This window comes from Deltaproteobacteria bacterium HGW-Deltaproteobacteria-4 (genome assembly GCA_002841765.1).
Lineage (GTDB): Bacteria > Desulfobacterota > Desulfuromonadia > Desulfuromonadales > UBA2197 > UBA2197.
Map to the genome: position 1 here is coordinate 13,924 of PHAV01000005.1, position 22,741 is coordinate 36,664.

21 protein-coding genes and 1 tRNA gene are annotated in these 22,741 nt (G+C 56.4%); 14 read left to right on the forward strand and 8 right to left on the reverse strand.

What is annotated here, in order from left to right; genetic code table 11:
• Window positions 1-192: 192 nt before the first annotated feature.
• Window positions 193-2,382 (reverse strand): tail-specific protease, encoded by a 2,190-nt coding sequence (locus CVU69_04250; protein ID PKN12918.1) that lies wholly within the window; start codon window positions 2,380-2,382, stop codon window positions 193-195.
• 186 nt (window positions 2,383-2,568) lie between these two features.
• Between CVU69_04250 and CVU69_04255 the strand changes: the two genes are divergently transcribed.
• The 4 genes from CVU69_04255 (at window position 2,569) to atpE (ending at window position 4,247) form a co-directional block, all read left to right on the forward strand.
• Window positions 2,569-2,823 (forward strand): magnesium transporter, encoded by a 255-nt coding sequence (locus CVU69_04255; GenBank protein ID PKN12919.1) that lies wholly within the window; start codon window positions 2,569-2,571, stop codon window positions 2,821-2,823.
• Window positions 2,810-3,193, forward strand: a complete 384-nt coding sequence (locus CVU69_04260; GenBank protein ID PKN12920.1) for a hypothetical protein — start codon at window positions 2,810-2,812, stop codon at window positions 3,191-3,193. The genes CVU69_04255 and CVU69_04260 overlap by 14 nt, the downstream gene beginning before the upstream one ends.
• Before the next feature lie 3 nt (window positions 3,194-3,196).
• Window positions 3,197-3,892: an ATP synthase F0 subunit A gene (atpB, locus tag CVU69_04265; GenBank protein PKN12921.1), complete on the forward strand. Its 696-nt coding sequence runs from the start codon at window positions 3,197-3,199 to the stop codon at window positions 3,890-3,892.
• Window positions 3,893-3,968: 76 nt separating this feature from the next.
• A complete protein-coding gene (gene atpE, locus CVU69_04270) occupies window positions 3,969-4,247 on the forward strand; it encodes an ATP synthase F0 subunit C (GenBank protein ID PKN12922.1) in 279 nt (92 codons plus the stop codon).
• Window positions 4,248-4,430: 183 nt separating this feature from the next.
• Here the strand turns inward: atpE and CVU69_04275 are convergent, their stop codons facing one another.
• Together CVU69_04275 and CVU69_04280 are read right to left on the reverse strand one after the other, a co-directional pair.
• A complete protein-coding gene (locus tag CVU69_04275; protein ID PKN12923.1) occupies window positions 4,431-5,207 on the reverse strand; it encodes a tRNA cyclic N6-threonylcarbamoyladenosine(37) synthase TcdA in 777 nt (258 codons plus the stop codon).
• Window positions 5,208-5,211: 4 nt separating this feature from the next.
• Window positions 5,212-6,006: a TatD family deoxyribonuclease gene (locus tag CVU69_04280; protein PKN12924.1), complete on the reverse strand. Its 795-nt coding sequence runs from the start codon at window positions 6,004-6,006 to the stop codon at window positions 5,212-5,214.
• Between the two features lie 79 nt (window positions 6,007-6,085).
• Between CVU69_04280 and hypA the strand changes: the two genes are divergently transcribed.
• The 4 genes from hypA to CVU69_04300 are packed head-to-tail and all read left to right on the forward strand — an operon-like array spanning window position 6,086 to window position 10,549.
• Window positions 6,086-6,427 (forward strand): hydrogenase maturation nickel metallochaperone HypA, encoded by a 342-nt coding sequence (gene hypA, locus CVU69_04285; protein ID PKN13044.1) that lies wholly within the window; start codon window positions 6,086-6,088, stop codon window positions 6,425-6,427.
• Between the two features lie 2 nt (window positions 6,428-6,429).
• Window positions 6,430-7,179: a hydrogenase accessory protein HypB gene (gene hypB, locus CVU69_04290; GenBank protein ID PKN12925.1), complete on the forward strand. Its 750-nt coding sequence runs from the start codon at window positions 6,430-6,432 to the stop codon at window positions 7,177-7,179.
• A gap of 8 nt (window positions 7,180-7,187) precedes the next feature.
• Window positions 7,188-9,164 carry a histidine kinase gene (locus tag CVU69_04295; GenBank protein PKN12926.1) on the forward strand — a complete coding sequence of 659 codons (1,977 nt, stop codon included), beginning with the start codon at window positions 7,188-7,190 and terminating at the stop codon, window positions 9,162-9,164.
• Window positions 9,158-10,549 (forward strand): sigma-54-dependent Fis family transcriptional regulator, encoded by a 1,392-nt coding sequence (locus tag CVU69_04300; GenBank protein PKN12927.1) that lies wholly within the window; start codon window positions 9,158-9,160, stop codon window positions 10,547-10,549. Before CVU69_04295 ends, CVU69_04300 begins: the two co-directional genes overlap by 7 nt.
• Before the next feature lie 194 nt (window positions 10,550-10,743).
• On the opposite strand, the gene CVU69_04305 is transcribed toward CVU69_04300, so the two are convergent.
• The 5 genes from CVU69_04305 to CVU69_04325 all read right to left on the reverse strand — a co-directional run bounded on the left by CVU69_04305 (window position 10,744) and on the right by CVU69_04325 (window position 14,790).
• A tRNA-Phe gene (locus tag CVU69_04305) sits at window positions 10,744-10,819 on the reverse strand.
• Window positions 10,820-10,883: 64 nt separating this feature from the next.
• On the reverse strand, window positions 10,884-12,296 hold the full coding sequence (locus tag CVU69_04310; GenBank protein PKN12928.1) for a hypothetical protein: 1,413 nt from the start codon (window positions 12,294-12,296) through the stop codon (window positions 10,884-10,886).
• An 11-nt stretch (window positions 12,297-12,307) separates the two neighbouring features.
• Window positions 12,308-12,664 (reverse strand): RNA polymerase-binding protein DksA, encoded by a 357-nt coding sequence (dksA, locus tag CVU69_04315; protein ID PKN12929.1) that lies wholly within the window; start codon window positions 12,662-12,664, stop codon window positions 12,308-12,310.
• A 93-nt stretch (window positions 12,665-12,757) separates the two neighbouring features.
• A complete protein-coding gene (locus CVU69_04320; protein PKN12930.1) occupies window positions 12,758-13,267 on the reverse strand; it encodes a hypothetical protein in 510 nt (169 codons plus the stop codon).
• A gap of 164 nt (window positions 13,268-13,431) precedes the next feature.
• On the reverse strand, window positions 13,432-14,790 hold the full coding sequence (locus CVU69_04325; protein ID PKN12931.1) for a DNA repair protein RadA: 1,359 nt from the start codon (window positions 14,788-14,790) through the stop codon (window positions 13,432-13,434).
• 126 nt (window positions 14,791-14,916) lie between these two features.
• Here CVU69_04325 and CVU69_04330 point away from each other — a divergent pair, with 126 nt between their 5' ends.
• The 6 genes from CVU69_04330 (at window position 14,917) to CVU69_04355 (ending at window position 22,429) form a co-directional block, all read left to right on the forward strand.
• Window positions 14,917-15,336 carry a transcriptional repressor gene (locus tag CVU69_04330; protein ID PKN12932.1) on the forward strand — a complete coding sequence of 140 codons (420 nt, stop codon included), beginning with the start codon at window positions 14,917-14,919 and terminating at the stop codon, window positions 15,334-15,336.
• 15 nt (window positions 15,337-15,351) lie between these two features.
• Entirely contained in the window at window positions 15,352-16,290 is a 939-nt protein-coding gene (locus CVU69_04335; protein PKN12933.1) for a zinc-binding protein, read from the forward strand.
• Window positions 16,281-17,045, forward strand: coding sequence for an ABC transporter ATP-binding protein (locus tag CVU69_04340; GenBank protein PKN12934.1), 765 nt, complete (start codon window positions 16,281-16,283; stop codon window positions 17,043-17,045). Before CVU69_04335 ends, CVU69_04340 begins: the two co-directional genes overlap by 10 nt.
• Window positions 17,045-17,866: an ABC transporter gene (locus CVU69_04345; GenBank protein ID PKN12935.1), complete on the forward strand. Its 822-nt coding sequence runs from the start codon at window positions 17,045-17,047 to the stop codon at window positions 17,864-17,866. The genes CVU69_04340 and CVU69_04345 overlap by 1 nt, the downstream gene beginning before the upstream one ends.
• 60 nt (window positions 17,867-17,926) lie before the next feature.
• Window positions 17,927-19,561, forward strand: a complete 1,635-nt coding sequence (locus CVU69_04350; protein ID PKN12936.1) for a glycosyl transferase family 1 — start codon at window positions 17,927-17,929, stop codon at window positions 19,559-19,561.
• Between the two features lie 369 nt (window positions 19,562-19,930).
• Window positions 19,931-22,429 carry a hypothetical protein gene (locus CVU69_04355; protein PKN12937.1) on the forward strand — a complete coding sequence of 833 codons (2,499 nt, stop codon included), beginning with the start codon at window positions 19,931-19,933 and terminating at the stop codon, window positions 22,427-22,429.
• Window positions 22,430-22,741 lie beyond the last annotated feature (312 nt).

Here is a 22,741-nt window from a genome sequence, read left to right on the forward strand (position 1 = left end):
TTATTACCGGGTCTCGTAGCGTCGGGCTGCGGATTGAGCTGCGACTGCCGCGGCAGCCGCGCTGGTAGCTCGTGCGGTTGCAGTCTGCAGATCTTGATGGAAAGGACGCTGGTTCATCGCTCACGACTCCGGAAAATTTGAGAATCAGGTATCACACCTGTTTGCTGTCTGTCAACTCATCTCTGCTAATGCTTAATTGATCAGCTTGATTGCCTTTTTGGTCGCAGCCGTGGGATGGGTGGTGATATCGGTGAGGACCGCCATCGCTTCTTTGGCGACCGGATCCTTTTCCGTATCCTTGGCCAACTGCTTGAGCTTGTCACTATCGGTCAGCAGCGGCTCGCGCTTACTCCCCTTTTCACCATGCTTCGGCATGCCGCTTTCTGCCCGTTGTGCTTCGGCCAGTTTTTTTTCTTCCAGCCAGTCGCGATGTAATTCAGTGTATTGCAAAGGAACGAGGGTCTTTTCACTCCGCTCCTTGGCGCGGGCTGCATCCTTGTTAATGGTCTGCCAAGCCGGATCATCTTTAATGCGCTGCTGACTGCGACTCTGCAACCACTCCAGATCCGGGAGCGCCTGCGGCCAGGGGCGATAGTTGGTGGCTTCGATGGTGTCCCAGGGGAGGGAGTGGTCGAGATAGCGCTCACCGCTCTTGAGGTACTGTAGTCGGTCGGGGAGGACAATGTCGGGGACAATGCCGCGATACTGGGTCGAACCGCCGCTGACACGGTAAAACTTCTGGATGGTTACTTTGAGTGCCCCGAGGGGGAGGAACTGGTCCATATTGCGCAGATTGAAGTCGCGATCGAGATCGAGCATCGCCTGCACTGTCCCTTTGCCGTGGGTGTGGGCGCTGCCGATGACGATGGCGCGACGATAGTCCTGCAGGGCACCGGCCAGGATTTCTGAGGCCGAGGCGCTGAATTCATTGACGAGGATGGCGAGGGGGCCGCTATAAATTGTCTGGCTGTCGTCATCGAGGACCTGCGTCTTGCCATTGCTGCTGCGCACCTGAACGACCGGTCCGGGATTGATGAAGAGTCCGGCAATCGACACGGCATCGGAAAGGGCGCCGCCGCCGTTATTGCGTACATCGAGAATCAAACCGTCGATATTGCTATCCTTGAGTTTGGCGATCTCGGTCCGGACATCGTCCGTGACGTTGCGGCCGCCATTGCCGCTTTCCTGGAAGTCGCGGTAGAAAGAGGGGATGCGGATATAACCGTAAACTTTGCCGCTCTTTTCGTCCTTGATAGTTGTGCCGCGGGCAAAGGTTTCGTCAATCTGTACGACGTCGCGCACGATCGGAATGGTGATCTTGCTGCCGTCCGGTTTTCTCGCAGTCAGGCGGACCTCGGTCCCCTTTTTGCCGCGAATCAGGCTGACGGCATCGCGCAGACGCATGTCGGTAATATCGACGGGCTCGGCCTTCCCTTCGGCCACCTTGAGGATGATATCTTCGGCCTGTAAATCTCCCTGTCGCCAGGCGGCGCTGCCGGGGATAATTTGCGTCACCTTGATGTAGCCGTCTTCTTCGCGCAGGGTGGCGCCGATCCCTTCGAGGGAGCCGCGCATGCTGATATCGAAATCCTCTTTCTGCGTCGGCGGCAGATAGTTGGTATGGGGGTCAAAAGCTTCGGTGATAGCGGAGAAGTAGCTGTCGAAGCGATCCTGTTCCTTCTGTTCCAGCATCCGGGTAAAGAACTGGTCGAGACTCTTGCCAACCTTGAGTTTGGCGTCTGTCATGAGTTCTTTGTCGATCTTCTTGCCGGCGCTTTCGAGTTTCTTCTGGTCCTCAAGGAGATTCATGTAGCGCCCCAAGAGCTGATACTTGATGATTTTGCGCCAGCGCTCACGCAGTTCCGGCAGATCGCGACAGTAGGTCAGCTTGGCGTTGTCCGTTTCGATCTTTTCACTTTTGGTGAAGTCGATCTCTTCTTTCAGAAGGGTATGCACCAGCTCCTGGACTTGCAGGACGCGTTGATCCATGATCCGGGCGGCAATGGCCGGGAGCTCGATGACGCCCTGATTGATTTCATTGTCAATCAGCAGCGCGTAGGGTTGGAGTTGGTCGATGTCCGCTTGTAGCAGAAAGCGTTTTTGCGCATCGAGTTGTTTGAGAAAGAGGCTGTACGCGGCGCGGGAAAGCTCGTCATCGATGGCTTTGTGACTGTAATGATGGCGCGCCAGTTGATTGCGCAGTACATAGCTGATCAGTTTGGCACGATTGGCAGCATAGTTTTCAGTGATGTCAGTCGGGCTCGAAGCATCCGAGGGCGTCAACAGGGATGTGGAGAGCGCAAAGAGGGAAACAAAAACCGCGGCAACGACCCAGTAGCGGGGGCGCAACTTTAAACGACGAAGCAAAGTAGAGTACAACATAAAAACGATCCGTCCCTAGGTTTGGGGTTGTAAAGAGATTTATCATATGCATTATCAATGTTCTTTCCCCCTGCGGTCAAGAGGATAACACTTGTTTTTCCGCCGTAAAGAGGTTGACACTAAAAGGGGGGTGTGATATTAAGACGCGGCTCGAAAGACCGCCTGGCCAGAAGGGTTCAGTCAGTGATGAAAGAGCAACGCCGTCAGCTCATCAAGTCGATGGGGTTCTTGTCCGGACTTGGCATCTCGATGGTGGCGGCGACGCTGATCGGTCTGGCGATGGGCTACTATCTGGATCGCTGGCTCGGAACCACCCCCTGGATGACCCTGGTCTTCCTCTGTTTCGGTATCGTGGCCGGATTTCGTAACGTTTACATTCTGACTGATCGCGAATTGAAGCGACAGCAGGCGGAAAGTTCCAGCGAAGGTGACAGTAAATAGTGATGAAGAGTTGCCTTGGCAGTTGGCCCGCCGGAACCTGATAGTCTTTGCTGTTCTTCTCCTGTTAAGTCTTTTTTGGCAGTCGCTGAGCGTGTTTCTCGGTGTTTTATGCGGCGGGGCAGTGGCCCTTCTCAGTTTTCACTGGATGCAGTTCAGCTTGATCAAAATGTTCGTCCAGCTTGATTCCGGCTCTGCACGCCGGTTTCAATCGAGTTATCTGCTCCGTCTTGCCACCGTGGCAGCGGCGCTTTATTTCTGCGTTGCCGTGTTGCGGGTGAACCCCCTGGCGCTGGCAGCAGGTCTTTCGGTGGTGGTTGTCAGTCTCTTCTGGACCACGATCGCGAGATTGACCGCATCAAGGAGGCGTTGATTCATGATCCATCCTTTTATGTTCCTCGACTGGCTGTCTGCTCAGTTGCAGCTGCACAACCTGATTGCCGATCCTCTCAGTTTGCGGACAGTCACATATACCTGGGTTGTTCTCTTCCTGTTGATGTCTCTGGCCTTTGCGGCCTCGCGCGGGATGAAGATGGTTCCCGGCGGCCTGCAGAATTTCATGGAAGTCGTTGTCTCCGGCCTGGAGAATCTCGTGGAAGAGACGATGGGGCACAAGGGCAAGGCCTACTTCCCTTTGATCGCCACTTTTGCCCTCTTTATCCTGACCTCGAACCTCCTCGGTCTGATCCCGGGATTTTTCCCGCCGACAGCGAATCTCAATACCAATGTCGCCTTGGCGTTGATCGTCTTTTTTATGACCCACATCATCGGCCTTAAAGAGCACGGCGCACACTATATCAAACATTTTACCGGCCCGATTATCTGGCTGGCACCGCTGATGATCATTATTGAAATGATCGGGCATCTGGCGCGTCCGCTCTCCTTGTCCCTGCGTCTCTTCGGCAACATGTATGGCCACGAGATCGTTTTAATGATCTTCTTTACCCTGGTCCCCTTTTTGCTGCCGATTCCGATGATGCTGATGGGGGTGCTGGTCGCCTTTATTCAAGCTTTTGTCTTCTCTCTCCTGGCGATGATTTATATTGCCGGGGCGCTTGAAGATGCCCATTAATCTTTGCTCGCTGTTTTCCGCCTTGGTCCTATCTGTATAGGAACAATTAACCCCCATTTTTGGAAGGAGTAGTACAATGACGTTTTTTGCTTGGTGTATGATTGCTGCCGGTTTCGGCATGGCGATCGGTTCTTTCGGTACCGGCCTCGGCCAGGGATTGGCGATCAAGAGCGCAGTTGAAGGGGTTGCCCGTAACCCCGGCGCCAGCGGCAAGATCCTGACCACCATGATGATCGGTCTGGCCATGATCGAGTCCCTCGCTATCTATGTTTTCGTTGTCTGCATGATCATTCTTTTCGCCAACCCCTTCACCGCTCAGGTGATGCAGTTGGCCGGACAGGCAGCGACCCACTAGATTTTAGTGGCGCAGTAAAAAATTCGGGGTGCTGCCTGACGGTGGCACCCTTTTTTTGTCTGCAAGAATAAAACGATACCAAAGAAGCGTGTGTGATGCCGGAAGGGGAAGTGCTATGGCTGCGGCTATGTTCACCTCTTTACCGGCTGAACCGTAGCATCTTTGGCGTCCTCTTGATGCCCATTAGCTGCAATCGTCTGCCGGTAAAATAACGCCTCTGCCGGCAAGAATCCTGGGAATGACCGTGCCCGCCATGGTCAAGCCGAAGATGGATGGAATCCACGGCACGCTCCCCAGGGGGGCGCGCCGCTGCTGGTATCCGCCGGTGGCGTCAACCACCAGTCTTCTCCCTGCCTCTAAGGGGCGAAATCCTTCGGTCGAATAGACCACCTCTACATCCGTCGTGACCCCCCGCTGGCGTAATTCTTTCCGCATGATTCTGGCCAAGCGACAATTTTGGGTAGCAAAGAGATCGCCAACGCGAATTGCTGTCGGGTCACATTTATTGGCGGCCCCCATCGACGAAAGGAGTGGCAGTTGTTCTTTTTTGCAGGCAGCGATGAGGTGGAGTTTGGCGGTGATGAGATCGATACAATCGAGGACGTAATCGAAGCGCGGCGCTAAGAGTCGCTCGGCATTGCCGGCATCATATGCTTCCGACAAAACCGTCACTTCGACGGCAGGATTAATCAGACGGCAGCGTTCGGCCATGGCTTCGGTCTTGGGACGACCGATTGTTGTGGTCAGGGCATGTACCTGGCGATTGAGATTGCTGATGCCGACAACATCAAAATCGACGAGGGTCAAGTACCCGACCCCGGCGCGGGCGAGGGCTTCGACCGCATAACTGCCGACGCCGCCGATGCCAAAGACGGCGATCGAGGTCGTTGCCAAATGCTCCAGGGCGGTGCTGCCGAGGAGGAGGCGGGTACGGCTGGCGTAATCTTCGTTCGGGTCCATTCGTTCAATCCTTAACCGGGCAAGTTAACGGGGATGGCAGGTTCAGAATCCGCCGGGCATTCGTTGTCGTTTGTGCGGCAACTTCTTCCAGCGAGCAATGGCGCAGTTCGGCACAGCGCCGGGCGATGAAGGAGAGCCACTGCGGACGGTTGCGCTCGTGGCGGTACGGTTCCGGACTCTGATCCGGCGCATCACTTTCGAGGACAAAGGCAGTTGGCGGCAAGGCCTGCAGGACCTCCGGGGCGCGCCGTGCCTCGGGCCAGGTAATACCGCCGCCGAAACCGAGAAAAAGATTCAGGCGTAGCGCCACTTTCGCCATCTCGACGCTGCCGGAAAAAGCATGGAGGATGCCGCCGACGCGCGGCCCATCCTCATCCTGAAAAATCTCTAAACAGCGCGCCAGCGGCCCGCGACAATGCAAAAGGAGCGGCCGTCCGGCGGCGACAGCGACACGCAGTTGGGCGCGAAAGACCTGTTCCTGTAGCCCCGTCGGAACGGGCAGCTTGCTGTCAAGACCAATCTCACCGATAGCAACCACCGCCGGGTGCGCAAGAAGCTGGAGGAGTCGCTGTTCCACCTGCGGCGACCAGGATTCTGCTGCTAAAGGGTGGACGCCGGGGGCGAGAAAGAGCCGGGAATGCTGCCCGGCCAAGGCGGTCAAGCGATCCCAGTTCGATGGGGCAATCCCCGGAATCAGGAAAGAGCTGATTCCCTGTTGCCGCGCCTGCTCGATTTCGCTCGCCAGATCGTCGGTCGGCAGGCGATCGAGGTGAATATGCGTATCAAAGAGTTCGAGCATGGTCCCGGACCAATCCTTTACGTTGTTGTAAAAGGCATGTTATAAGAATTTATTATCTCACAGATTGGACCTGTTTGACATGCATGAACTCGGTTTGACCCAGCATCTGGTGGAGATTGCCGAAGGCGCCGCGCGGCAAAATGGCGCCACAAAGGTGCGCTCCGTTAAAGTCGAGATCGGCGCTCTTGCCGGCGTCGTCCCGGAATCGGTCGAGTTCTGTTTTGAAGCCTGCAGCCGCGGCACCCTCCTTGAAGGGAGTCGCCTCGAGATCATCTTTATCCCCGGCCGTGGGCAGTGTTATGACTGTCACGCCGAGTGCTCCCTTGACACCTACACCGTTGCCTGTCCCGCCTGCGGCGGGTTTTCTCTGGAACGGTTGCAGGGGGAGGAGTTGCGCGTCGTCGAAGTGGAGGTTGACTGAGCATGTGTACAGATTGCGGTTGCGGCCCGAGCGGCCATCACCATCACCATCCCCCTGCTGAACTGAGTTCGGGACGGGTCGTCCGGATCGAAGAGGATCTCCTCGCCAAGAATAACCGCCTCGCCGCCGGAAACCGGCGCCTCTTTCAGGAAAAAGGCCTGCTGGTCTATAATCTGGTCAGCTCCCCCGGTTCCGGAAAGACAACCCTGCTCGAACGGACCCTCAGCGATTTGCAGCACGAATTGCATTTTGCCGTCCTCGAAGGGGATCAGCAGACGAGCAATGATGCCGAGCGGATCGCCGCCACCGGGGTGCCGGCAGTGCAGATCAATACCGGCAGCGGCTGCCATCTTGATGCGCACATGGTCGGGCACGGCATGGAAAACTTCGCGGGACTTCCCCTTGATATTCTCATGATTGAAAATGTCGGTAACCTCGTCTGTCCGGCCGCTTTCGACCTCGGCGAGGATGCGAAGATTGCCCTCCTCTCGGTGACGGAAGGAGAGGATAAACCCCTCAAGTACCCGGATATGTTCAAGGCCGCCGACATTCTCCTCCTCACCAAGATCGATCTCCTCCCCTACCTGCGCTTCGATATCGAGCAGTGTAAAGCTTTTGCCCGGCAGGTGAACCCGAACGTCCGGATCTTTGAGCTCTCCTGCCAAAGCGGCGCCGGTCTCCCTTGCTGGTACGACTGGTTGCAGCAGGAGTTGGCGGTAAAACGTCGCGCGGCCGGCGATGACAGGCGTTAACGGTCAAGATGAAAACATCCTTCCTGGTGAACTGGTTTCGTAATCTCAAGCTGCGCGGCAAACTCCTCGTCGTCGTCCTGCCGTTAGTGGTGCTGCCGGTCATCATCGTCGGCAGTGTTGTCGGTTATATCGGCGCCAGTCAGGCGACTCTGGGAATTACGCGCAGCAGTGAAGCCGATCTCGACCACATGGCGGCCTTTACTGTCGATCTGCTCAGCGCCCATTACCAGCAATTTCAGGTCTATCGTCAGGATAAGCGCGAGAGTTTTAACCGTGACCTCAAGGCCCTTGCCAGTATTGCCTGGGGGATTGCCGAGAGTCAGAACGATCAACATCGCCGCTCCGGGGTCCCGCTGGCGGCAGCCCAGGAAGAGGCGCGCAAGGCACTGCTCAAGGTCAGTGTCGGTCCGAGCGGCTACCTTTATGCCGTCAACAGCAAGGGCGTTCTGCAGGCGCATGTGGCGCAGCAGGGAGAAAATATCTTCGCGGCTCAGGATGAAGACGGGCGGTTTTTTATCCGGGAGATGATCGAGAAGGCGCAGCAGGCGCAGCCGGGAGAAGTGCTCTTTATCACCTACCCGTGGCGCAATGCGCAACTCGGTGACCAGCAACCACGGATGAAGATTGCCGCCTACCGTTACTTTCCGCAGTGGGACTGGATTATCGCTGCCAGCGGCTATCTCGATGAAACTGCCGAAGATGTCGTCTTTGAACGAAAATCCTTCGAGGATCTCAAGTCTCGACTCAAAGAGAAGAAGGTCGGCCGCACTGGTTATATCTACGCCATCGACGGTGCCGGGATCTTTACTATTCATCCCTTGAGTGAAGGGGAGAATCATCTTGATGCCCGCGATGCCGAAGGGAAAGCATTCTTGCGGGAGATGCGTGAGAAAAAAGAAGGGTGGATCCGTTACCCCTGGCAAAATGAAGGGGAGCGGGCGCCGCGCCAGAAGATAGCCCGCTATGTCTACTTTGCCCCGTGGGACTGGGTTGTCGCTGTCGGTTCGTATGAAGACGAATTTTACGAAGCTGCCAATGCCCTGCGGGTTCGCACCTTTGTCAGTATGTTGCTCCTGACCACAGCCACCTGTCTGGTTTCAATCCTGCTGGTGATCTTTGTCTCCAAGGTCGTCACCCGGCCGATTCAGCGTATGCTCGAAGGGATTCGTCAAGTGAAACGGGGTCGTTTCGATCAACCGGTCCGGGTCAAGAGTACCGATGAAATGGGAGAACTCGCGGCCACCTTCAATCGTATGACCGAAATGATCAAGAGTCATCGCGAGATGGAGACGGCGCTGGCGCAACAGGGGAAGATGGCCTCCCTCGGGGTCCTTTCTTCCGGTGTCGCGCACGAAATCAACAATCCCCTCGGCGTCATCCTCGGTTATGCCAGTTATCTGGAAGGGAAGATTCCCGAAGATGATCCGAACTATAACTACATTCATGAGATCAAACGTGAAAGCAAGCGCTGCAAAAAGATCGTCCAGAACCTCCTCAGTTACGCCCGGACACCGCAACCGGCTCTGGAAACCATCGATTTGACCAGCCTGCTCGCAGAGATTCTCAGCTTTGCCGCTAATCACACCGACATGCATCAGGTCCAGATTCAGAGGAACTTTGCCGCCGAGTTACCGCTGATACGCGCTGATGGTGACCAACTCCGGCAGGTGGCAATCAATCTCATTCTTAACGCCGGAGCAGCGATGCCGCAGGGGGGAGTACTGACAGTCAGCACCCGTGTGCTCGACGATAAATGTGTCGAGGTTGAATTCAGCGATTCCGGGGTCGGTATGGCGCCGGAGCAGCTTGAACAGATTTTTGAGCCGTTTTACACGACCAAGGCGCGGGGGACCGGACTCGGCCTTGCCATTACCCGGCAGATCATCGATTTTCATCACGGTCGGATCAAAGTCCATAGCCTCCCTGACCAGGGGACGACCTTTGTTGTGACGCTGCCGCTCGACCCCGAGGACGACCCATCGTGAAGAAGAGAATTTTGCTTATCGATAATGAAGAGGGCCTCTGCCGGATGATGGAGGCGGTCCTCAAGGATAACGGTTTCAATGTCGGGGCCTTTACCCGTTCCTTTGAAGCGGTCGAAAGTTTCAAGGCGGAAGATTGGGACCTGGTTATCTCCGACATCAAGATGCCGGGGATGGACGGGATTGAAGTTCTGGAGCGGATCAAGGCCAAGGCGCCGGCGATTCCGGTGATTATGATTACCGCCTACGCCACCGTTGAAACGGCGATCCAGGCGTTGCGCCGCGGTGCTTATGACATGCTCACCAAGCCCTTTGAGCCGGAAGAACTGATCTATCGGGTGCGCAATGCCCTGCAGCAGACCAAGCTTTTGGAGGAGAACCGCCAACTGCGGGAAGAGTTGGTCGGAAAATTCCGTTTTGACAAGATGATCGGCAGCGCGCCAGCGTTGAAGGCTTTGATCGAGCGCATGGAGAAGGTGGCAATACGCGACACCTCGGTCCTGATTACCGGCGAATCCGGAACCGGCAAGGAACTCGTCGCCCAGGCCCTGCATTATAATTCTCCCCGCCGTGACAAGCGCTTTGTCGCCATCAACTGCGGCGCCCTCTCCGAATCCCTGTTGGAGAGTGAGCTCTTCGGTTATAAAAAGGGCGCCTTTACCGGCGCCGCGGAAAATCGCAAAGGGCTCCTTGAAGCGGCAAACGGCGGCACCCTCTTCCTGGATGAAGTTGGTAACCTGCCGATAAGCGTTCAAAAGACCTTGCTCCGCTTTCTGCAGGAGCAGGAGTTTCTCCGCATTGGCGATACGCAGCCGATCAAGGTCGACGTGCGCATCATCTCCGCCACCAACGCCGATTTGAGCGCGGATGTACGGAGCGGTACTTTTCGCGAAGACCTTTATTATCGCCTGAATGTCCTCAATCTGCGCCTGCCGCCACTGCGGGAGCGGGTTGAAGATATCCCCTTGCTCGCCGCGCACTTTATCCAGGAACAGAATAAAAAGTTCGGCACCAGCGTCAAGGGCTTCAGTGCTGGAGCGAGCGAAGCCCTCAAGAGCTTTCCCTGGCCGGGGAATATTCGCCAGTTGCGTAATGTCGTCGAGGCTTGTATGGCGATCGGCAGCGAAGACGCTGTCATCGACCTGGCGATACTCGAACAGTTTATCGAGATGCCCCCCTCTTTTACCGGCGGGGCGTCGCAACTCACCGCTATGCTAGATAGCGACTATACTGCCGCCATGACCGCCTTTGAAACCGATTACCTCAAGATGCTGCTGCGAAAAAAGGGGGGGAATATTGACGAGGCCGCCCGTGAAGCCGGAATGAATATGGCAACCATCTACCGCAAGATTAAAAAGTACGGGTTGAAAAAGGAAGATTATAGCTGAATTCCGGAGTGTAAACAGGTCCGTGCCGGTGATCAATTCGCCTCGATGCAAAGTTCGAGGATTTTTGTGCGCCAGGCAGGGCGGGTAGTGCATAAATGTATTACAAGACGACTCAGAATTACAGCAACATTTACAGTAGAAAATAAATCAGGGAATCAGCTAACAAGCTGATTCCCTTAATTTATTGATAAAAATGGTGCCCAGAGCCGGAATCGAACCAGCGACACGTGGATTTTCAGTCCACTGCTCTACCGACTGAGCTATCTGGGCACTGAGCGGTGATTTATAATGGATCCTGCTGCGGCTGTCAAGAGGTTTTTAGGTTTTACAAAAATTAGCGGCGGCGCTGCACCGGGAGGGTGACTCGGAAGACCGCCCCGCCGTTCGGTGAATTCAATGCCCGGATTTTACCCTGGTGCTGTTCAACAATTCTTGAACAGATAGAGAGGCCCAAGCCTGTTCCCTCGGCGCGGGTGGTAAAAAATGGTTGGAAGATCCTGTTGAGAATTTCTTCCGGGATGCCGGCGCCGCTGTCTTTGATCTCGATTTGTACGGCCTGGTCGCCGTGCAGACGTACGGTTTTCAGGCGAAGGGTCAAATCTCCCCCCTGTGGCATGGCCTGTATGGCATTTTGGATGAGGTTGGTAAAGAGTTGCGAGAGGCGCACGACATCGCCGAAGATCCCCGGAAGGTCGGCTTCGGTCTTGACCTCGACGTGAATGCTGGCTTGAGTCAAGGACTGCTCCTCCTTGACCAGCAAGGCGCCTATGAACTCCGGCAGCTGGCAGGAATCGTAGCAAATCATCTGCTTACGTGAAAAAGAGAGAATGCCGACGACGATCTCTTCGAGGCGGCGGGCCTCCCGTTTGATGGTGTCTACATAATAGCGGCCTTCGTCCTCATCGATCAAGCGTTCCAGTCTGCGGGCAAAGCCGCCGATGGCGATCATCGGATTCTTGAGGTCGTGAGCAATCGACGCCACCAGTTCGCCAAGGAGGGCCATTTTTTCGTCCTGTTGTGCGCGGGCCTCAAATCCTTGTAATTCTTCGTTGCGACTCTCGAGTCGACGTATCAGCAGCACATTGTCGATAGCGATTTCGGCATGACGTGCATAAGCTTCGGCTTCGGCAAGTCGCAGGGCAGAGAGTGAGCCAATGTTATCAGTGAAGATAACGACGCCGATTAAGCCTTCGCGACCGGACAGTGGCAGACATGCGTACTCTCGAGAGGAACAGAAATGGTGAAAGAGAGTGGCAAGCTCATCCTTGACGTCGTTTCCCAACAGCGACCGCGAGATTCCTTCTTTACGGACCGCAGCAATCGCCGGCGTACCTGCCAGTTGAAAACGCAAACGCATCGCGGCGCGATTAAAATCGGTATCGCGTTGGCGGCGCTGGATCTCAGTCGTCACGCGGGGGTGACACCAGTTTTCCGGGGTGGTATGAGCGGGGAGGGCAAAAAGGGAGGTTTCCCGGGTGATGCCGAGCATTCCTTGCAGGACGTGTGAACGTTTATTGTAAAGGGCGAGGATTGCCGCCGTGAAATTCCCGCCTGCCGGGGAGGTCAGTGCCGAGAGGAAGAAGTGAATCAGATCGTTGAGGCGTAATGTACGCTGGATGCCGAGGGAATAGGCGGTAAAAGTGTTGTCGTGCTCTGTCGACATCAGCAATGGCCTTCCACAAGAGGAGCAACCAGGTAGGTCGGGGCAGGTCGAGGGATGTAAAGTTTCCTCAGGCGCTGCTGGCATTGCCGAAGGGATTAGCCGATCTTTTCCTGACGCTCTTGTTCGGTTTTGCAATCGATGCAAAGGGTCGTCACCGGCCGGGCTTTTAGGCGGGCTACGCTGATATCTTCGCCGCAACTTTCGCAGACACCAAAATCTCCTTCTTCGATGCGCTCTAAAGCTTCGCGAATTTTGAGGATGAGTTTACGCTCGCGGTCACGAATCCTCAGCTCGAAGTTGCGGTCTGATTCCAGCGAAGCGCGATCAGTCGGGTCGGGGAAATTAGTCTTTTCATCCGTCATTTCCGTCACGGTTCTTCCGGCATCGCGCTGCAAGGTTTCAAGCTGCTCTTGGAGAGTTTTTTTGAGTTCTTCCAGCTGGGTATGGTCCATGTCTCGCCCCTGTCGGTTTAGGTTAGCTGAATATTATAAAGAAGAAGTCATGTTCGGTCAATCAGATAAAAAGCGTTACACTGTGTGTGGGCGTCAGGAGGGAAACTGGGCAAAGATCAGATAAGCCATCATGATCGCCAGTCCCCAGAGGATGACAATGTCCGAGTGTTTCATTGGCGGTGCTTGGGCAAGGGCCCGTGTTTCATCGGTGATCGCAGTAGCCGGCGCCCGCTCCAGCACGCTGGTGAGCAAGTGATCAAAGCCGTCATACATATTGGCGATGATCAAAAAGTCTTCGCCGGCATTGATTGTCAGAAAGGCGCGTTGCCTCACCCGCACCGTCTCTACCGCGGTAATCTCACTCCAGAGAAAGGCCCGCACCCGGCCGAGGCGAATCAATCGCAAGCCGTCAACATCGATTTCGATCCGTCGCGCCAAGCATTCGAAGAGGAGGTAGCCGAGGGGTATAAGGGCGCAGCCGACCACCAGCAGTTTAGCTGAGGGTTGCTCCTGGATGATGACGATCGCCGCGAGGACCAGACAAAGGAGGACGACGAGGCCGAGGGGGAGGACAAAGGAAAGACGGATGCGATAGGTCTGCATAGATTAAATTCCTGAGCGGAGGAAGAGAAAACTTTTTCCACCTTCTCTGTTTTTAAGTTGAATGGCGCCGGTCAACTGCGACATCACTGCTTTTCTATAAACTTCGCGCTTCATAGCCTTGTCACCTCGAGTGAAATGCGACAATTTTCCGTCCATCTTTGAGCTCATTCAAACAATCCTTCCAGTGCCTCGGCGGCGGTGCGCACGCCAATCAGCTCCATTCCCGGCGGAGCGTCGAGATTCTTCAGATTCCCCTGCGGCAGCAGGCAGCGGGTAAAACCGAGGCGGGCTGCTTCCTTGACGCGCAGTTCGGGGCGGGAGACGGCCCGGACTTCGCCGGCAAGGCCGACTTCGCCAAAGAGGATGGCGCGTGGCGGGATCGGCCGGTTCATGTGGCTGGAAGCGAGGGCGGCCATGACCGCCAGATCAGCGGCGGGTTCGTCGAGCTTGACGCCGCCGGCGACGTTGACAAAGATATCTTGGGCGAGCAGCGAGAGCCCGACCTTCTTTTCGAGGACGGCGACGAGGAGGGAGACGCGGTTGTGGTCGATCCCCATGGTCGTGCGCCGCGGTGTGCCAAGAGACGAACCGGAAACCAGCGCCTGCACCTCGACAAGGATCGGCCGGCTCCCCTCCAGAGATGCGACGACGCTGCTCCCGGTCGCCCCTTCGGCACGTTCGGCGAGGAAGAGTTCGGAAGGATTCGCCACTTCACTGAGGCCAGACTCCTTCATCTCGAAGACGCCGATCTCGTTGGTCGAGCCGAAGCGGTTCTTGACGGCGCGAAGGATGCGGTAGGGGTGGCCGGGGTTCCCTTCAAAGTAAAGGACGGTATCGACGAGGTGCTCAAGGACACGCGGCCCGGCGATGGCGCCGTCCTTGGTGACGTGGCCGACGAGGAAGGTGGGGATACCGTCAACCTTGGCGGTCTGCATCAGCCGGCCCGCACATTCCCGCACCTGACTGACCGAGCCAGGGGCGGATTCGAGGGCAGCGGTGAAGATGGTCTGGATCGAGTCGATGACCAAAAAGGCCGGTTTGAGCTCGCGCACCCGGTCGAGGATCGCTTCGAGGGCGGTCTCGGCAAGGAGGTAGAGCTGCCCGTCCGCGACGCCGAGACGGTCGGCGCGCATTTTGATCTGCTTGGTCGATTCTTCGGCGCTGACATACAGGGCGATGCCGGCAGCGGCAAGCTGGCCGACCGCCTGCAACAGCAGGGTCGATTTGCCGATGCCGGGATCTCCGCCGATAAGGATGAGGGAGCCGGGGACGACGCCGCCGCCGAGGACGCGGTCGAATTCACCGATGCCGCACTGCAAGCGGTCCTCTTCGCTGGCATCGACTTCATGGAGGCGTTGCGGCCGACCGAGGGAGGCGGTCATGCGCGGCGTGCTCCCCTTGGGAGAGATGGTGACCGTCTCTTCGGCGAGGGAATTCCAGGCGCCGCAATCGGGGCAGCGCCCCAGCCATTTTGGCGACTGAAAGCCGCATTGCTGGCAATTGTAGAGGGATTTCTGTTTCATGATCGCGCAGTGTACGGGCTTGATCTGGCAGTGTCAACGGCTGTTGCGCGCTGCCACTTCATCCTTGACAAGAGGAGGACCCTTCCGCTATTAAATGGAAATCATTTCCATTTAAACGAGTCATCCATGTCGCATGATTTTCCGCAACTCCTTAAAAGCCTGCAACTCAAAGTCACGCCGCAACGTTTGGCGATTCTGGAGAGCATGAGCGCCGTCCGTACCTACCTCAGTCCCGAAGAGGTGCAGGGGCAGGTACAGCGGCGCACGAATAGCAAGGTCGGGCTGCCGACGATCTACCGCAACCTCGAAGAACTCTCCAGCCAGGGGGTGGTCAGTAAGATCCTTCATCCCAACCGCCAGCTTTATTACTACTTCTGCGCCAATCGCGACCACCATCATCACTTTGTCTGCCTCGCCTGCCGTACGGTGCAGGACATCCACGACTGCGGTTGTGCCGAACTGGCCGGCCAGATTGATGGTCAGATCGAACTTCAGATTATGCAGGCCCTCGGCACCTGTCGCCGTTGCTGCAACCAGAACGCATAAAGGGGACGATTGACAATGCCCAGAATTCTCCTCCTCATTCTGCTTTTCGGCGGCCTCTTCCTGCCGGCGTGCAGCAAACCCGAGAGCGCTCCGCCAGTCGCCACCAAGCTGCAGGTCGTCACCTCCCTCTTCCCCCTTTACGATTTTGTCCGGCAGATCGGCGGTGATCAAGTCGAAGTCACTCTATTGCTGCCGCCGGGGGTGGAGGCGCACAGTTTCGACCCGAAACCGGACGATATCCTCCGCGTTAATCGCGCCGGCCTCTTCATCTACACCCACAAAGCCATGGAAGTCTGGGCGGCGACGATAGCACAGAGCGTCGATCCGGCCCGGGTAACGATCGTCGATGCCAGCGTCGGGGCGCAATTGCGACCGAGTAGCGGCGATGGGGATGAGCACGATGACCACGCTCATAGCCCCGGGGCAATCGATCCCCACCTCTGGCTTGACTTTGCCAACGCGCAGGTCATGGTCGACAACATCGCCGCGGCGATGGCCAGCAAAGATCCGGCGCATCGCGACCTTTATCTCGCCAATGCCGCGGCGTATCGGGACCGTCTTGATCACCTCGACGCCGCTTACCGCCGCAGCCTCACTGATTGTAAAAAGCGGACACTGCTGCAGGGCGGGCATTTTGCCCTCGGCTATCTCACCGCCCGCTACGGCCTGAAGTATCATGCCGCGGCCGCGGTCAATCCCGAAGCCGAACCGACGGCGGCGACGATGGCGGCCCTAGTTAAGCAGATGCGCCGCGATGATCTCCGTTACCTCTTCAGCGAAGAGTTGGTCTCGCCCAAGCTGGCGGAAACGATTGCCAAGGAAGGGGGAGGATCGGTCCTCCTGCTCAGTGCCGCCCATAATGTCAGCAAGGCCGACTTTGAGCGGGGCATCACTTTCATCGAGATCATGGAGCGCAACCTGAAGAATCTGCAGATCGGACTCGAATGCCGATGATTCTCCTGCAAGCCGAGCAGCTGCATATTGCCTACGGCAGTACCGATATTCTCCGCGACATCTCTTTTCAGGTGCAGACCGGCGACTATCTCGGCATTGTCGGCCCCAATGGTTCGGGGAAGAGCACCCTGATCCGGGCGATGCTCGGTCTCGTCCCCGTCACCTCCGGCATCGTCCGCCTCCTCGGACAGCCGTTATCACTCTTCAGTGACTGGCAGAAGATCGGCTATCTCCCCCAGCGCCTCAGCTTTGCCAACCCGCACTTCCCCGCCACCGTCGAAGAGATTGTCCGTCTCGGCTTCATTGACAAGAAGGGCCCGAAGCGCCGTATCGATGCCAGTGAAGCCAAACAACTCGAAGAGATCCTTGCCCGCATGGGGATCATCGACCTGCGCCAGCAGCTGATCGGTCACCTTTCCGGCGGGCAGCAGCAGCGCGCCCTCCTCGCTCGTGCCCTGGTGGGTCGCCCGGCCCTCCTCCTCCTTGATGAACCGACCACCGCTCTTGACCCGGAGACGCGGGAGGATTTCTACGATATTGTCAAGGAGCTCAACCGCGAGGTGGGGACGGCGATCATCCTCATCACCCACGACACCTGGAATATCGGCCAGTATGCCAAACGCTTTGTCTACCTCGACAAAACGGTGATCTTTGACGGCACCTTCGCCGAATTCTGCGCGTCGGAAGAGATGACCAGCTTCTTCGGGGAGCACTCGAACAAGACCATCTACCATCACCACGGAGACCACTGCTGATGCCAACCTTCGAGATTCTCGGCTACGGCTTTATCCAGCGCGCCCTGATCGCCGGGACGCTGATCGGTCTCCTCTGCGCCCTCCTCGGCCTCTTTCTGGTGCTGCGCCGTTTTTCCCTGATCGGTGATGGCCTCGCCCACTTCACCTTCGGCAGCGTCGCCCTTGTCCTCCTCTGCGGCGTCAGCGCCCACTGGGTGACTTATGCGGCGATCCCCCTGGTCCTGGTCGGCGCCCTCGGCATTCTCAAGCTCACCTCCAGCGCCCGTATTCACGGCGACACCGCCATCGGCATCGTCTCCGCCCTCGGTATCGCTCTCGGCGTTATCCTCGCCAGCCTCTCCGGCGGATATAATGTCGATCTCTTCAGCTATCTCTTCGGCAATATCCTCATCATCACCCGCAATGACGTCCTCCTCACCGCCGCCCTCGCGGTCGTCGTTATCGCGGTTGTGGCCCTGCGCGGCCGGGCTTTCTTTGCCGTCGCTTTCGATGAAGATCTCGCCCGCACCTCGGGGATCAATACCAATCGCGCCAATGTCATCCTCGTCCTCCTTACCGCCCTGACTGTCGTCCTCGCCATGAAGCTGGTCGGAATCATGCTCGTCTCCGCCCTCCTCATCCTGCCGCCGGTGGCGGCGCTGCAACTTGGCCGCGGTTTTTTGCCGACCCTCCTGCTGGCCGCTGTCTTCGGCATCCTGTCGGTCCTCAGCGGCATCCTCGCCTCCTTTGTCCTCAATCTGCCGACCGGCGGGACGATTATCGTCGCTTCGTTTCTGCTCTTTGTGGTGGCGGCGTTGGCGGGGCGATGGCGGCGGGGGTGAAAAATAAAACCGGGCGATCCATGAATTGCCCCTACGATAACATCCATTTCAAGGAAACCCATGATTCAGCTCATCAACATCAGCCGCCAGCACGGCAGCCAGATCCTTTTTCAAAACGCTTCCGCCCAGATCCTCCCCGGCAGCCGTAGCGGCCTGGTTGGGCCGAACGGCGCCGGCAAGACCACGGTCTTCCGCCTCATCACCGGCGAAGAACACCCTGACAGCGGCGATATCGTCGTCCCCAAGGGGGCGGTGATCGGCTACTTCTCGCAGGATGTCGGCGATATGTGCGGCCGCTCGGCGCTGGCGGAGGTTATGGCCGCCTCCGGGAATACCGTTCAGCTCGGCGAAGAGTTGACACAGATGGAAGCGCAGATGTGCGATCCCCTCGATGATGACGTTATGGCGGCGCTTCTGGAGCGCTACGGCGAGGCCCAGGCCGAGTTCGAGAATCGCGGCGGCTACGATCTCGAATCCCGCGCCCAGGCGGTCCTCACCGGTCTCGGCATCGGCCCCGACGCCTACGATCGGCCGGTCGAATCGTTCAGCGGCGGCTGGAAGATGCGCATCGCTCTGGCCAAGATTCTCACCCTCAACCCCGACTATCTCCTCCTCGACGAGCCGACCAACCATCTCGACGTCGAATCGATCATCTGGCTCGAAGAGTGGCTTGCCACTGACTTCAAGGGGGCGCTGCTCATGACCAGCCATGACCGCGAGTTCATGAACCGCTCGGTCAAACGGATCATCGAAGTCTCTGGCGGCACCATCACCACCTACACTGGCGACTACGATTACTACGAGCGGGAGCGGGATATCCGCCTTGAACAGCTCCTTGCCAGCCACCGCCGCCAACAGGAGATGCTCGCCAAGGAGGAGGAGTTCATCGCCCGTTTTGCCGCGCGCGCCAGTCATGCCGCCCAGGTGCAGTCGCGGGTGAAGAAGATCGACAAGATCGAGCGCATCGAGATTCCGGCGGCACAGCGCAAGGTCAAGTTCGAATTTCCGCCGGTGCCGCGCAGCGGCGACGATGTCGTCAAGATCGAAGGACTCGCCAAAGGGTGGCCCCTCCCCGACGGCAGCGTCAAATCGGTCTTCGGCGGCGTCAACGGTCTCATCCGCCGCGGCGAAAAGATCGCGGTGGTCGGCGTCAACGGCGCCGGTAAATCGACCTTCCTCAAGGTCCTCGCCGGCCAGACCGAACCGAGCGCCGGCAGCGCCATCATCGGCGCCAGTGTCTCGGCCGGCTACTTCAGCCAGCACGCCATGGAGATCCTCGACCCCAAGCTCACCGTCTTTGAGACGGTGCAGAATGCCCTCCCTAACGCCAGCATCGGCGCGGTGCACAACCTCTGCGGCGCTTTCCTCTTCAGCGGCGAAACATCTGAGAAGCGCATCGACCGCCTCTCCGGCGGCGAAAAGAGCCGGGTGGTCCTCGCTACCTTGTTGGCGCGCCCTCTCAACTTCCTCATTCTCGACGAGCCGACCAACCATCTCGACATCGATTCGCGCGAGCTCCTCCTCCAGGCGCTGCAGGACTTCGGCGGCACCGTCATCCTCGTCAGCCACGACCGCCACTTCCTCCGCGCTTTGGTCAACCGCGTCTTTGTCGTCGACCACGGCGAGATGATCATCTATGAAGGGGATTACGACTACTATCTGCACAAAAGCGGCCGAGAGGCGCACGGCGGGTAAGCTGGAAAAATAAGTGGTTAATTCCTTCTTATTGAGAGGAGACAGAACCCCAAGGAAACAGATAGGTTAAGGTCGGATGACGAAAAAAGGGAGCGGAGATCAGCATAATGACACATAATGACAAATCCCTTGCTGCAGCTGACGCACCGTGTTAATCTCCGCCCGTTATTTTTTTGTAATGATTCCAGCTGGAGCTGTCCATGGCCAGATGCAGTAGCAGGGGATAACAATCGAACCGCCCGATGTCAATAGCCATCCGGGCGGTTTTTTTCATTGATTTGCCGTGAAGAATAGCGGCGAACCGCCAGCACGAGCAGGGAGCCCTGCTCCTTCCTCTGCCCTTTTTAAACCTCATAGGTAGCGACAGCGATGCGAGTATTTTCCATACTTATGGTGTTAATCGGGGTAATCTTCCTTGCCCGCGCCTTTCTTCCGGCAAAGATAATTTTACGCCATGTCAGCGGTCATCTCCGTCGTAAGTGGCTTGTCATCCTTAACCTGATGGCTTTTTTCCTTCTCGGGTATCTTCTGTTCGATGCCGTCCTCTTCTTTAATCTGCCTTTACCGCTTGAACTGGTGACCGCCGGGGTCTTCCTCGGTGGTGCGGTCTTCGTATTCCTTATTATCTATCTTTGCAAAAGCACTATTACGGCACAACAAAAAGCCGAGGCAGAGATCGTCAAGCTGAATGAATCCCTTGAGCAAAAGGTGGCAGAGCGGACCCGGGAACTTAAACAGTTGTCCGATTTTAACCGAATCGTGCTGGATAGCATTGCTGATCCCATCTCCATAATTGATGTCGAGACGTTTCAGATCATCGATGTTAATCAGGCTTTTCTCAAAGAGATCAAACTTCCTGCAGAACAAATCATCGGCAGAACCTGCTACGACATTACCCATCACAGATCAAGCCCGTGTACGCCCCCTCATGATTCCTGCCCCCTCTTCGAAACACTGACTCATGACGATCACGCCACAATGTTACATGTTCACTGGACCCTTTCGGGTGAAAAGCGGTTTGTCGAAGTGCTCACCTCGCCGATCAGAGATGAAAAAGGGAAGATTGTACAAGCGGTTCATATCCAGAGAGATATCACCGAACGCATAGAAACTGATGAGACTCTTCGGGAAAACCAGGAACTTCTCCGGGTGGTTGTCGAAGGGACATTTGACGCGATTTACGTTAAAGATATTGAGGGGCGTTATCGCCTCTTTAATGCGGCGGCATCGCATTTAACGGGGAAGAGTCCCGAAGAAGTCTACGGCCGGGATGATACCTTCCTCTTTCCCACTGAGGAAGCAAAGATCCTGATGGATGAGGATCGTCTCGTAATGGACGTTGGCTTGACCAGAACTTTTGAGGAGCGCCTCACTTCTGTGGACGGTGAGAATCTGGTCTTTATGACCACAAAAGGGCCCTTGTTCGATGTAAACAAAAATATTACCGGCATCTTCGGGGTTGCCCATGACATTACCGAGCTTAAACGGGCAGAGGAACAGATCCGGAATCTTGCTTACACCGACCACCTGACAGGATTGCCAAACAGGTTGCTGTTGCTTGACAGGTGCGAGCAGGCTATCGCCACTGCCAAGCGCAGAGGGGCGCAGATGGCGTTGCTCTTCTTTGACCTCGACCACTTCAAGAATATTAATGATACAATGGGGCACCATGCCGGTGATCTCCTTCTTAAAGCGGTTTCCAGCCGTATCTTGAAGATTTTACGCGCAAATGACACTCTGGCACGGTTGGGTGGAGACGAATTCGTCCTTATTTGCAGTTCAATAGATTCCCCGCAGGACGCCGGGGTCGTGGCGAAGAAAATTCTCGAACTTCTCCAGCAACCGTTCGAAATTGAGGGGAAAAATATATACAGCAATGCCAGCATAGGGATTGTTATCTATCCGGAGGATGGAGAAGACAGTTCAATCCTGCTGAAGCATGCAGATCTGGCAATGTATGCCGCAAAGGCGCAAGGGAGAGAGACGTTCAACTTCTTTTCCGACACACTGAACGTGAAGGCCAGAGAGCGGGCTGTTATTGAGGAGGATTTGCGTCAGGCTCTGCGGCTGTCAGACCAGCTCCTGCTTCATTACCAGCCGCAGATAGAATTCGGGAGTGGCCGGATCTTTGGCATGGAAGCCCTTTGTCGCTGGCTCCATCCCGTGCATGGCTTCATTGCTCCGGACAAGTTCATACCGGTTGCTGAACAGACCGGCCTGATCCGTCAAGTCGGATATTGGGGATTAAAGACAGCGTGCCGACAGTGCAGTGAGTGGCACCGCAACGGCTTTCCCTTGTCGGTTGCCGTGAATGTCTCGATCGGTCAACTGCAGTTTTCAGATTTCCCTGAAATGGTGCAGGAGGTTCTCGACGAAGCGGGCCTGCCGCCTGAATACCTTGAACTTGAAATTACGGAATCTATGCTTATGCACAGTGCCAACAAGTCTGTGGAACTGCTCAATCGCCTTAAGGAGATCGGTGTCAAGATTGCGATTGATGACTTTGGTACCGGCTATTCTTCTCTCAGCTACCTTAATAAATTCTCGGTGGACAAAATAAAAATAGACCAGTCCTTTATCCGGGAGATAACTCAGCGGGACGATGCGGCGTCGATCGTCCTCGCCATTGTCTCTATCGGACACAGCCTCGGACTGAAGGTCATCGCCGAAGGGGTAGAGACGCAAGAAGAGGAAGCGATCCTGCTCGGATTTTCCTGTGACGAAGCGCAGGGGTATTATTACTCAAAACCGATGTCCGCTCTGGATGCAGGTCGCCTGATTTATATGAATACCCCTTTGGGCGTGTCAAGCCCGGATGTAAATCTGTCAGAAGCTGACCCGTCGATAGCGCCGGCCCTGATTCTCTGAGGGGATAGTTCAGAAAGATAAAGTCATAAACCGCCCGCCGACAACCCGCTGTCCGGGCGGTTTGGCGTTGTGAGTGGGATGCTCTCGACGACAGGGAAAGGTGAAGTCGAGACAAATCGTCGAGAGAATTTCATAAGAAAATAATTTGTCCCCCTTTTCCCGTTCTGGACTTTACCCCGACCTTTTCCCCCGAAGGCTCCAGCCATAAATATCGTTATCGCCCCCGATCCTTTCAATGAGAGTCCCTCTATCCTGCTGGAAGGCACGGTCATTCCGAAAGATGGATAATAATTTCTTATTAAAATTCAAGTA

Coding starts and splice junctions, on each gene's coding strand:
- CVU69_04340 (PKN12934.1), top strand. CDS start 16,281: ATGCCGATGATTCTCCTGCAAGCCGAGCAGCTGCATATTGCCTACGGC.
- CVU69_04255 (PKN12919.1), top strand. CDS start 2,569: ATGAAAGAGCAACGCCGTCAGCTCATCAAGTCGATGGGGTTCTTGTCC.
- hypA (PKN13044.1), top strand. CDS start 6,086: ATGCATGAACTCGGTTTGACCCAGCATCTGGTGGAGATTGCCGAAGGC.
- CVU69_04320 (PKN12930.1), bottom strand. CDS start 13,267: ATGCAGACCTATCGCATCCGTCTTTCCTTTGTCCTCCCCCTCGGCCTC.
- CVU69_04295 (PKN12926.1), top strand. CDS start 7,188: ATGAAAACATCCTTCCTGGTGAACTGGTTTCGTAATCTCAAGCTGCGC.
- atpB (PKN12921.1), top strand. CDS start 3,197: ATGATCCATCCTTTTATGTTCCTCGACTGGCTGTCTGCTCAGTTGCAG.
- CVU69_04250 (PKN12918.1), bottom strand. CDS start 2,382: ATGTTGTACTCTACTTTGCTTCGTCGTTTAAAGTTGCGCCCCCGCTAC.
- CVU69_04275 (PKN12923.1), bottom strand. CDS start 5,207: ATGGACCCGAACGAAGATTACGCCAGCCGTACCCGCCTCCTCCTCGGC.
- CVU69_04335 (PKN12933.1), top strand. CDS start 15,352: ATGCCCAGAATTCTCCTCCTCATTCTGCTTTTCGGCGGCCTCTTCCTG.
- dksA (PKN12929.1), bottom strand. CDS start 12,664: ATGGACCATACCCAGCTGGAAGAACTCAAAAAAACTCTCCAAGAGCAG.
- CVU69_04355 (PKN12937.1), top strand. CDS start 19,931: ATGCGAGTATTTTCCATACTTATGGTGTTAATCGGGGTAATCTTCCTT.
- CVU69_04310 (PKN12928.1), bottom strand. CDS start 12,296: ATGCCAGCAGCGCCTGAGGAAACTTTACATCCCTCGACCTGCCCCGAC.
- CVU69_04325 (PKN12931.1), bottom strand. CDS start 14,790: ATGAAACAGAAATCCCTCTACAATTGCCAGCAATGCGGCTTTCAGTCG.
- atpE (PKN12922.1), top strand. CDS start 3,969: ATGACGTTTTTTGCTTGGTGTATGATTGCTGCCGGTTTCGGCATGGCG.
- CVU69_04330 (PKN12932.1), top strand. CDS start 14,917: ATGTCGCATGATTTTCCGCAACTCCTTAAAAGCCTGCAACTCAAAGTC.
- CVU69_04280 (PKN12924.1), bottom strand. CDS start 6,006: ATGCTCGAACTCTTTGATACGCATATTCACCTCGATCGCCTGCCGACC.
- hypB (PKN12925.1), top strand. CDS start 6,430: ATGTGTACAGATTGCGGTTGCGGCCCGAGCGGCCATCACCATCACCAT.
- CVU69_04345 (PKN12935.1), top strand. CDS start 17,045: ATGCCAACCTTCGAGATTCTCGGCTACGGCTTTATCCAGCGCGCCCTG.
- CVU69_04350 (PKN12936.1), top strand. CDS start 17,927: ATGATTCAGCTCATCAACATCAGCCGCCAGCACGGCAGCCAGATCCTT.